Here is a 9117-nt window from a genome sequence, read left to right on the forward strand (position 1 = left end):
AGATGCGTTACTCGATTTCAAGAATCATTATTTTACAATGAGATATCTGCTAGAGTAAGTGGTAATAATTTACTCCGTCAAGTATCTTTTACTCAATACCCATCCGATTTTTATTATGGTAGATTGACTTAATATGAATCAATAAATATCGAAATGATTAAAATAAGATCTGAAATTAGCTCTAATTCGCTTTTGCCTCGTTTCTGTAATTAAACCCAATAATGTGGTATTGATTTTACCATGATAGCTAGTTTTGATAGGGTAAAGATACTTGGTTAATCAATTTATTTGTTGCTGTGAGAAAAATGACCATTTCATCAAAAAAAGATATATCGAAATCCACAGCGCTACGATTTGTTGTTCTCTTAGGTATTGTAAGTCTATTTGCAGATATGACCTATGAAAGTGCGCGAAGCATAAGTGGCCCATATCTAGCAACATTTGGCGCAAGTGCTGCGGAGGTGGGGTTTGTTGCTGGATTCGGTGAATTACTTGGTTATGCATTACGCTTAATTTCTGGTTATCTTGCCGATCGCACTGGCAAATATTGGACAATTACTATTATTGGTTATGCCTGCAATTTATTAGCAGTTCCATTGTTAGCGCTAGCTGGTCATTGGTGGGTAGCCGCCTCATTGATGATTGTTGAGCGGATTGGTAAAGCGATTCGCGTTCCTTCTCGTGACGCGATGCTATCACACGCAGGTCGCAAGACTGGGATGGGATGGGCATTCGGCCTACATGAAGCGCTCGACCAATTGGGAGCAATGTTAGGGCCATTAATTGTTGCAGTTGTATTATATTTTAAAGGTAGCTATCAACAAAGTTTTTCCCTCCTTTTAATTCCCGCGCTCATAGCTTTGGCCGTTCTTTTTTGTGCGCGATGGAATTATCCAAATCCAGAGGACTTAGAAGTGGAGCATGATACATTAGAAGCCGAAGGGATGAATGCTACTTTTTGGCTTTATTTGACGAGTGCGTCGTTAATTGCAGCAGGGTATGCCGATTTTTCGCTTATCGCCTATCATTTCCAAAAAACAGCCTCGTTACCGGCCATTTGGGTTCCAATATTTTATTCCATTGCAATGGGCGTCGATGGGATAGCAGCCCCATTATTCGGTCACTTTTATGATAGGAAAGGGTTCTCTATCCTTATTCTAGTAACTATTTGTTCATGCTTTTTTGCACCACTGGTATTCTTTGGTCAATTTAAGCTTGCACTAATTGGCATTATTTTATGGAGTATTGGTGTCGGGGCGCACGAGTCATTAATGCGTGCTATTGTGGCTAATATGGTATCCAAAAATAAACGTGGCTCTGCATATGGTATTTTTAATACAGGCTTCGGAATTTTTTGGTTTCTTGGCAGTTTTTTAATGGGAATACTTTATGATGTCTCAATTACTTCTCTTGTTATTTTTTCAGTTACCATCCAGTTATTAGCCGTTCCACTATTATGGCTTGTTATGAAAAAATTAAATAAACATCAAATTTAGAAACTGGCCCCAGTTTACGGTCCTGTCACGAGGAGCAACTTTGAAAATATTTAGCTGAGTCACCAACTTGTTTGAGATGCCACAATTAAGTAAATCGCGAGTATCGCGCCAAAAAGTGCGGTAACTGTTACGGCTCGCAATCATAAACCACTCGGCCCGCAAACAGAGCTCTAGTTTGACCCAAATTAAATGCGAATATAATTCATTTTTGGCCCACTTTAATTGCCACTAGCCAAAAGTCAACCCACATTAATTGCGAATGAACCCACGTTATTTGCCACTATAATTTTCATCTAAACCCAGTTTTCCTCCAACTCCTCCGGACTCGGCAGTGATCCTTTTAATTCCTATGGAATATCATGCGTAAACTCATATCCAGCAACACCAACAGGTTCATCAAAACTTCTAAGGGAATATCCCACACCAAAATAATATCAACTGATTAGATAACTATATTAATGAGATATGGATATATGCTCATCTGGTCTTAGGGTAAGAACTTCATACCCACTATTAGTTACTAAAATTGTATGCTCCCATTGCGCAGATAATTTATGATCCTTTGTAACGACAGTCCATCCATCACCTAATGTTTTGACTTCCTTACTACCCAAATTGATCATTGGTTCAATAGTAAAGGTCATGCCAGCTTGGAGTTCTAAACCCGTATTTGGTTTTCCAAAATGCATGACATGAGGTTCTTCCCACATTGTTTGACCGATACCATGACCACCAAATTCTCGAACTACAGAATATCGATTTTTTTCGGCATGTTCCTGGATAATGCTTCCTATATCTCCGAGTCGGATACCAGGACGGACTATAGCAATTGCTTTATAAAGACATTCTTGAGTAACCTCCACCAGCTTTTTAGCAAAAGGTTTCACATCGCCGATTAAAAACATTTTACTTGTATCACCAATATATCCATCTTTTTGTACAGTAACGTCAATATTAAGAATGTCTCCAACTTTAATTATTTTATCAGATGGTATTCCATGACACACAACATGATTAATAGATGTGCAAATGCATGCCGGAAATCCATAGTGGTTTAAGGTAGAAGGAATTGCTTCCAAATCTTCAATAATATATTTACGGCATATTTGTTCAAGTTCACGAGTACTTATACCTGCAATCACATAAGGTTCTACCATTTGAAGTACTAATGCAGCCAAATTTCCTGCTACTCGCATTTTTTGTATTTCTTCAGGCGTCTTCACTGACATAATGTATTTCACCTAATGATGCTTGATTTACTAAAATTTTAAGAATTTCAGAATAAGTAATCGAAGGATTTTCTTCTGCCAATTTTCCTATTCTTATCCAATACTCTGCTTGTGAATTTATTGAACGACTCATAGCTCTTGCCATAAGTTTTGTGGATTCATGTAATTCATCAGATATTTTTACTATACCCATATATTTCTCCTAAAAAAATGGATAGTATAATATTTTGAAGTGTATTGATATATTATGTAGCATAATGCAGTCATCATATTAACATACACGCAATAACGTGTTTGATCGACTCTTTCTTCCTAATTTAAATTGCAATGCCACCAGAAAAACGCTCGTTTTTATGATGGTACCTCTTTGCATTGAAAATCCTCTTGATTGAATAAGATAACCCTAGAGAAAATCAATATAAACTGATAGTCTATTTTTTAGGTTTCCTTGTTAAGGCATGAGGTTGTGCTAATCGGGTATATCCGCGTTTCAAAATCTGATGTTAGTCAATTACTCGATCTGCAGAAAGATGCATTATTGAGAGCTGGTGTTGATGCCAAATATATTTATCAGGATCATGCTTCGGGACGGAAAAATGACCGACCTGGGTTAAACGCATGTCTAAAAGCGTTGCAACCTGGAAATACTTTGGTGGTATGGAAATTAGACAGGCTTAGTCGCGACATGAAGCACCTAGTTAATCTGATTGATGACATGAGCCATAAAAAAGTTGGTTTCAAAGTGCTTTCAGGTGCTGAAATTGACACTACTAGGGGCATGACAATCATTGGAAGCAAAAGTTACTCTAAGCAAAAATAATCAGATATTTTGCATTAGTAGAAGACATATTGGCAATTGTTTTGCCAGAAATATTTTTAATATGGATGTGTTACTAGATCTCAAAAATCATTATTTTACAATGAGATATCTTGCTAGAGTATCTTTTGCTTCCAATGATTGTCCTGCCCCAGATTCCAGTTCGCATTTGTACCAAGTCTGTAATTAAAGCCATCTATTGAATCCAAAAATTCGAGGATGGGCTAACTATCATCGGTTCAGTTGTGCCAAAAAGACGTTTGGCTATGTCGATAACTGTATCTGGCAGGCCTTGTGGAGTTGGATTCATCGCAGACATCCCAGGAAAAGCGGTTCATGGCAGAAGAAAAAATATTTTCGCTGCCATGGATTAAGAAACTGGATATTTTCTGCGAAAATTATAAACGGGAACGGCACCAAGTCCTATGTAGACTTATTCGAAGCAAGCACCGTCCCTGTGAAAAGGCATATCAAAATCAAGGCTGAGGCTACACCTTATGATCCCTGTTTCATTGAATACTTTGAAAAGCGTAAACGCTATCTAAAAGCGACCAGAACGGGTTCGAAACAACCAGTCATGATAAAATAAGCGCCAGATGAATAGGATAGCTGGGTCAACCGAAGTTGGCTTTTGAAAAGGCTTGAGCGTAGTGAGGCGAAAGTTTCACGCTACGTTCTTATGGGACGGGATCTCAGTAATGGGATCCTGTTACCTACCTAAAAATAACCTCAAAAAAGACCCTTATTTTACACTTCACCGCACGATCCTTAGTCCCAGGCCTAAAAATCCGAATATACTATAGTTCCTATATGGATAAAATTCCCCATAGCCAACCCTTATGCAAATAAAATAAATGAATGCCTAACATGCTCGGTGATCAAGTTTATCGGCTATCCAAAATTTGATTAACGATTGGCGTGACGTGCCTATTCTGTTAGCTTCTTTATCAAGCAACTCGATCATCCATTCAGGGAAATCCACATTGATTCGCTTAACTTTTAATCCAGATCGTTTTGCGGCCTTTAGATCTAACATGTCAGTTATATCTTCGCCAGAATCAAATTTCTCGTCAAATTCAGATGCTTTCATAAAGCCCCACCTCCTCTTTTCTAGCCCGCCTGACAGAAATAATTCTTATGTTTTTATTGCGGTACGTTACCACAGCAGACCAATGTTTTTCATCAATTAACCCAATAACCAGAAATCTTGGCTCATCAGTATTTTTAGCCGGTATTTCTAATCGCATTGGATCACACCATAAAAGCTTAGCCTCTTCGAAATCGATGCCGTGTTTTACCTTATTAGTGTTATTTTTGTCAGGATCATATTCAAATATCATACTATAATTATACCCTTTTGATGGTATTTTTGCAACCTAACTATATAGTTTGTTCTACCCAAGGAATAATAGTTTTAAGAGAATTACAATTTAAAAGTTTTGGCTTATAAACTGATTTTGTCGATAAGTTCATGGCTTTCAAAAAATCTAGCTCTCTCAATTAATTCTTCTTTACTGTAACTAGAGTCCTTAAGAGGTTTCCCCCAAAGTAAAAACATATCATTCATGGTTAAAAAAGATTTGATACGCTCTGGCGTTTCATCCATTAACAAATCAATGGCACAGGCAACAAGCCATTTTGATGGTAGTGTTTCGCCCGTTGCCATTCCCTTTATCGCAAGCGGAGAGTAACTTTTGTCTTTATTAAATAAAAGCTTTGCTTTGTGGTGAAGTTTTTCCGAACGATTGGATATGCCTTGAAGTTCGAAAAATACAGACTGTATTTGTTCATGGTGTTTCTGTTTAAAATCCGCAATATTGGCCTTATCTAATAGCGCAAGGGCTTTCAATTTTGGTGCACTGTCAAGCTTTGATGCGGCAATTCTCATTTGATGGATAATACTGGTAATGATCCCTTCAAATATATTGATCTCAACCTTTTCGCTGTCGCAAATATCCATTAATTGATCCAGTGTTTCAATAAAGTTGACAGGCAGTCTTAAGCGAAAATCAGTGAGCATATTTGAGGATGAGGGAGCGAGATATTTGTTGACGGCATTTATATTTCGCATGTATTGCTTAAGTTCCATAAGCTCGTAATGCGAGAGCCTGTCAAAACCTTCAAAATCGCCAGTGGCATCTGTTCTAAAGGAGCCGTAAAGCTCAGCGGTTTCAGCCGAGCGCACGTAAACCCGCGGCGGTTTACGCAGGTTTTGCTTTAATTCAAATCGCAACAGTTTTTTCATAATTATTCCTCTATAATCCATGGTTCGAATTTTTTGGTATAGGTCATTGTCTTTTCCCGCACATCAGCAATTCGGGTATAGGTTGTGTTGTCTGAAAGATCAATATAATGTTTTCTTCCCTTATGTTTGTAGTCATTCCTTACCAGAAAAGCATAAATAGGTGTATTGAGTATCCCTCCTGCGAATCTTGACAGTGCACATTGGCTTATTGAGCTTGGATCCTTCCTGGTTGTGTCAAAATAATCTGCAAGCAAATCATATTCACTTATCTGATAAAGGGGAGCCATCTCACCAAATCGTTTTGACTGATAATTAAGCCAGTATTGAACCCCGGAAATAGTTAGTCTCCATGTGCGAGTGCCATAGCGATTATGAGAATGACAATTGCAGTGAAAATACGGTTTTATGTGCTGAAGAATTGGCGAGTCTTTTGTTTGACCGTAAAGGTAAAGTAGATTATTCACTCTGGCATCAAGCCTAGATTTTTCAAGTCTTGCGCCTGACAGCGCCTCATCAATTGTATTGAGGCAGTTCATTATGGGAGCTAGACCTTTTTGGCGATAACTTTCAATTGGATTTAAATCGATAGACACCTTGTAATGCAGTTGTTTGAGTTTACGAATTTGTTTTGCCAGCAGTGGATAAAAAAGTAATTTTTGTGCGCATAACTCGGTACTGATAGTTTCATCAATAGTAATTTTTTTGTATTCATATTGTATTTTTTTGGTTGTCGTGGTTGTTCTGTAACGCAGGAAACCATCAAAAAAATCTTCCAGACTGATATCAAAATCAAGCGGCCTTGACTGTACTGATGGGGTTAACATCCCATTTCTCCTTGAATCGTTTATTGTCAAAATGACAACTCAATAGTAACCATCGTAATCAATAATGTCAACTATATACATCTAAATAATACATATATATTATTGACTAATACATCGTATTTTGTAATAATGTACTTGTTCATTTGAACATAATAACAACACTAGGAAATCAAAATGAATCAATACGATGCGCTCAAAGTTCTCGGTCTTTCCGGCGAAGTCACCGCAGACCAAATAAAAGCAGCTTACAAGAAAGCCTGCTCCAAATATCACCCTGATAGAAATCCTGCTGGTTTAGAGATCATGAAAATGATCAATGTGGCTTATGAAGTATTGAAAAGCTATGACGGCAAGTCAACTGTAACAGTAGAAGCTGCGCAGTATGGCGATGAGATGGCAGAAGCCCTGAATAGTATAAGCGGATTAGGTTTATCTATTGAAATATGTGGGGCATGGGTTTGGGTATCTGGAAACACCAAAGATCACAAGGATGCTCTTAAATCGGCTGGTTTTAAATGGACAGCCAAAAAACTTTGTTGGTATTTCAAGCCATCTGATGCCGTTCGTTGCCGTTCATTTGGACAATATTCTATGGAAACAATTCGTGCAAAGTATGGCAGTGTTTCGGTTATGGAGGGCAGACAAAAAAAACTTGAATAATAAGGTTAGGCCATTCGCTCGAATGGCCTAAATTAAATTAATATTTACCTGTGAAGGCAATGTGGGTCCAGGCAATGGGCGATATTCAAAGAAAATCATCAATAATTTCCTGGCTAATGCCCTCTTCGAGCATCTTCTCATAAATGGTATTCAAGATAATGGCGTGGAGCTAAAGATCATGCTGTGAAGTGTAAATTCAAGCTTATTTTGGCATTAAATTTTTAATTATAGTGAATTAATCAATAAGATATTGCAACTGATAAAGAAAAAACTTAGGTACATCATGTAATTTAACTATCTCTCTAATTATCAATAAGTTGAATCAATTACGTTTTGGTTCATATGCTGGAAATAATAAATACTTTTTCATTGTGAAATGCACCTACAACCAGCACCAAGATTGGATCCCTCGTTAAAAAAAAGCCTGATTTGTACATGTTACAGCACGATCTTTAGCACCAGGCCATTTATGAACTTCTTTAAGCTTAATAGAAAAATATCATACAGATGAATCAACCGACCCCCCGTTTTGTTACCTCAAGTATTACGTCATTGTTAACACCTATAAGATGTTCTATTGGTATTCGTTTGATATTCATAAGGTATCTGATATAATATAGGGTATTAACGAAAGAGGTAATCAACTATGACTAAGAATGTGCAGATGTCTATTAAGATGGAGCCAGAGTTACATGATCAATTCATGGCTGCTGTAGCTGCTACTCATACACCTGCCGCGCAGGTGGTAAGGCAATTGATGCGTAAGTTTATTGCTCAACAAGAAATGCCTAATGAACTAACTATTGCAGCAATGCAAGCGGCTGATCGAGGTGAAGGTGATCGATTTAATTCCTCTGACGCATTATTTAAAGATTTAGGTATTTAATGTGCGAAATCCAATTCAAGGTACACAATTTAAGAGGGATGTTAAATTAAGTATTAAACGTGGAAAAGATCTGTCCAAATTAAAAACTTTAATGACTCTTTTAATTGAGGATAGGCCTATTCCGTCGGAATATAAAGATCACTCATTAAAAGGTAATTGGAGTCATCATCGAGATAGTCACATTGAGCCGGATTGGTTATTAATTTATAAAGTTGATGGTGATGATCTATATTTTGTTCGTACTGGCACACATGCAGATATTTTTTCATAAAAATACTGTGGAAGACAGATAAAAAACAATTTTTAAAAGGAAGCAAATGAAATACTATCAAATTTTTCTGCCAGTAATTTTAACGTATTTTTTATATATAAGGGTAGTCCTTGTTCCCTCAGTGCAGACTAGGAAAAAAAATGTGATTTCAATGGTAATAGGAGTAGGAATTGTAATTTTATATTTATATTTAGGGCACCATGAATTACAACTATTTGTTGAAAAAATCCGTCATGGGAATTTAAATGAAGAGCCATGGCTTTCAATCATTGCTGCCTCGGCAATTTTATTTTTTGCATTATATGTTTGCATTGTAAGCGAAGAAGCAGAAGAAGCAAAAGAAAACCAGGAGGAGTTTTAACGACACCCTCTAAAAAGTTAAAAATAAGTCTGATTTGCAATAGGAGGGTTATCTATGGGTTGTGATATTCACGTTGAAATAGATCTATATGGCCTGGGACTAAGGATCGTGCGGTGAAGTGTAAATAAGGGTCTTTTTTGAGGTTATTTTTAAAGTAAAACCAATATAATCAATAACATAAACTCATCTTATAAAGGAAATTTATTCGAGTAAAATTTGAACATGCATGAAAGGTTGCAATTTAAATTTTTTTATTTAATATCAACAAGTTAAACAAAACATGTTCGGTGCAATATCGCGAATAAAAAAGTAAAAATTTTTCCCATTG

At 36.9% G+C, this 9117-nt stretch carries 13 protein-coding genes; 7 read left to right on the plus strand and 6 right to left on the minus strand.

Annotated elements, in window-relative coordinates; all coding sequences use genetic code 11:
- Positions 1-305 precede the first annotated feature (305 nt).
- Positions 306-1496, plus strand: coding sequence for an MFS transporter (locus Ldro_RS15005; protein WP_058497246.1), 1191 nt, complete (start codon positions 306-308; stop codon positions 1494-1496).
- A gap of 455 nt (positions 1497-1951) precedes the next feature.
- On the opposite strand, the gene map is transcribed toward Ldro_RS15005, so the two are convergent.
- Together map and Ldro_RS15015 are read right to left on the minus strand one after the other, a co-directional pair.
- On the minus strand, positions 1952-2725 hold the full coding sequence (gene map, locus Ldro_RS15010; protein ID WP_058497247.1) for a type I methionyl aminopeptidase: 774 nt from the start codon (positions 2723-2725) through the stop codon (positions 1952-1954).
- The gene (locus tag Ldro_RS15015; protein WP_058497248.1) at positions 2706-2918 is read right to left on the minus strand and encodes a ParD-like family protein; all 213 of its coding nucleotides are present in this window, start codon (positions 2916-2918) and stop codon (positions 2706-2708) included. The genes map and Ldro_RS15015 overlap by 20 nt, the downstream gene beginning before the upstream one ends.
- A 273-nt stretch (positions 2919-3191) precedes the next feature.
- On the opposite strand from Ldro_RS15015, the gene Ldro_RS15020 reads away from it, so the two are divergent.
- Both Ldro_RS15020 and Ldro_RS16165 read left to right on the plus strand, forming a co-directional pair.
- The gene (locus Ldro_RS15020) at positions 3192-3545 is read left to right on the plus strand and encodes a recombinase family protein (protein ID WP_476630050.1); all 354 of its coding nucleotides are present in this window, start codon (positions 3192-3194) and stop codon (positions 3543-3545) included.
- A 196-nt stretch (positions 3546-3741) separates the two neighbouring features.
- A complete protein-coding gene (locus Ldro_RS16165) occupies positions 3742-4131 on the plus strand; it encodes a group II intron maturase-specific domain-containing protein (RefSeq protein ID WP_083497998.1) in 390 nt (129 codons plus the stop codon).
- 273 nt (positions 4132-4404) lie between these two features.
- On the opposite strand, the gene brnA is transcribed toward Ldro_RS16165, so the two are convergent.
- The 4 genes from brnA to Ldro_RS15040 form a co-directional block, all read right to left on the minus strand.
- Positions 4405-4632, minus strand: coding sequence for a type II toxin-antitoxin system BrnA family antitoxin (brnA, locus tag Ldro_RS15025; RefSeq protein WP_058497249.1), 228 nt, complete (start codon positions 4630-4632; stop codon positions 4405-4407).
- Positions 4619-4882, minus strand: coding sequence for a BrnT family toxin (locus Ldro_RS15030; RefSeq protein ID WP_058497250.1), 264 nt, complete (start codon positions 4880-4882; stop codon positions 4619-4621). Before Ldro_RS15030 ends, brnA begins: the two co-directional genes overlap by 14 nt.
- 104 nt (positions 4883-4986) lie before the next feature.
- Positions 4987-5787, minus strand: a complete 801-nt coding sequence (locus tag Ldro_RS15035) for a hypothetical protein (RefSeq protein ID WP_058497251.1) — start codon at positions 5785-5787, stop codon at positions 4987-4989.
- Between the two features lie 2 nt (positions 5788-5789).
- A complete protein-coding gene (locus tag Ldro_RS15040; RefSeq protein WP_058497252.1) occupies positions 5790-6611 on the minus strand; it encodes a hypothetical protein in 822 nt (273 codons plus the stop codon).
- Between the two features lie 174 nt (positions 6612-6785).
- Between Ldro_RS15040 and Ldro_RS15045 the strand changes: the two genes are divergently transcribed.
- The 4 genes from Ldro_RS15045 (at position 6786) to Ldro_RS15060 (ending at position 8789) form a co-directional block, all read left to right on the plus strand.
- Positions 6786-7271 carry a J domain-containing protein gene (locus tag Ldro_RS15045; protein WP_058497253.1) on the plus strand — a complete coding sequence of 162 codons (486 nt, stop codon included), beginning with the start codon at positions 6786-6788 and terminating at the stop codon, positions 7269-7271.
- Positions 7272-7917: 646 nt separating this feature from the next.
- A complete protein-coding gene (locus tag Ldro_RS15050; protein WP_058497254.1) occupies positions 7918-8157 on the plus strand; it encodes a hypothetical protein in 240 nt (79 codons plus the stop codon).
- Between the two features lies 1 nt (position 8158).
- A complete protein-coding gene (locus tag Ldro_RS15055) occupies positions 8159-8428 on the plus strand; it encodes a type II toxin-antitoxin system YafQ family toxin (RefSeq protein WP_058497255.1) in 270 nt (89 codons plus the stop codon).
- Positions 8429-8474: 46 nt separating this feature from the next.
- Positions 8475-8789: a hypothetical protein gene (locus Ldro_RS15060; protein ID WP_058497256.1), complete on the plus strand. Its 315-nt coding sequence runs from the start codon at positions 8475-8477 to the stop codon at positions 8787-8789.
- The last annotated feature ends 328 nt before the right edge of the window (positions 8790-9117 follow it).

Origin of the sequence: Legionella drozanskii LLAP-1, from assembly GCF_001467585.1 — a bacterium.
GTDB lineage: Bacteria > Pseudomonadota > Gammaproteobacteria > Legionellales > Legionellaceae > Tatlockia > Tatlockia drozanskii.

Excerpts from the sequence above, each read along its gene's own strand:
- Ldro_RS15005 (WP_058497246.1), top strand. The coding sequence starts at position 306 with ATGACCATTTCATCAAAAAAAGATATATCGAAATCCACAGCGCTACGA.
- map (WP_058497247.1), bottom strand. The coding sequence starts at position 2,725 with ATGTCAGTGAAGACGCCTGAAGAAATACAAAAAATGCGAGTAGCAGGA.
- Ldro_RS15015 (WP_058497248.1), bottom strand. The coding sequence starts at position 2,918 with ATGGGTATAGTAAAAATATCTGATGAATTACATGAATCCACAAAACTT.
- brnA (WP_058497249.1), bottom strand. The coding sequence starts at position 4,632 with ATGAAAGCATCTGAATTTGACGAGAAATTTGATTCTGGCGAAGATATA.
- Ldro_RS15030 (WP_058497250.1), bottom strand. The coding sequence starts at position 4,882 with ATGATATTTGAATATGATCCTGACAAAAATAACACTAATAAGGTAAAA.
- Ldro_RS15035 (WP_058497251.1), bottom strand. The coding sequence starts at position 5,787 with ATGAAAAAACTGTTGCGATTTGAATTAAAGCAAAACCTGCGTAAACCG.
- Ldro_RS15040 (WP_058497252.1), bottom strand. The coding sequence starts at position 6,611 with ATGTTAACCCCATCAGTACAGTCAAGGCCGCTTGATTTTGATATCAGT.
- Ldro_RS15045 (WP_058497253.1), top strand. The coding sequence starts at position 6,786 with ATGAATCAATACGATGCGCTCAAAGTTCTCGGTCTTTCCGGCGAAGTC.
- Ldro_RS15050 (WP_058497254.1), top strand. The coding sequence starts at position 7,918 with ATGACTAAGAATGTGCAGATGTCTATTAAGATGGAGCCAGAGTTACAT.
- Ldro_RS15060 (WP_058497256.1), top strand. The coding sequence starts at position 8,475 with ATGAAATACTATCAAATTTTTCTGCCAGTAATTTTAACGTATTTTTTA.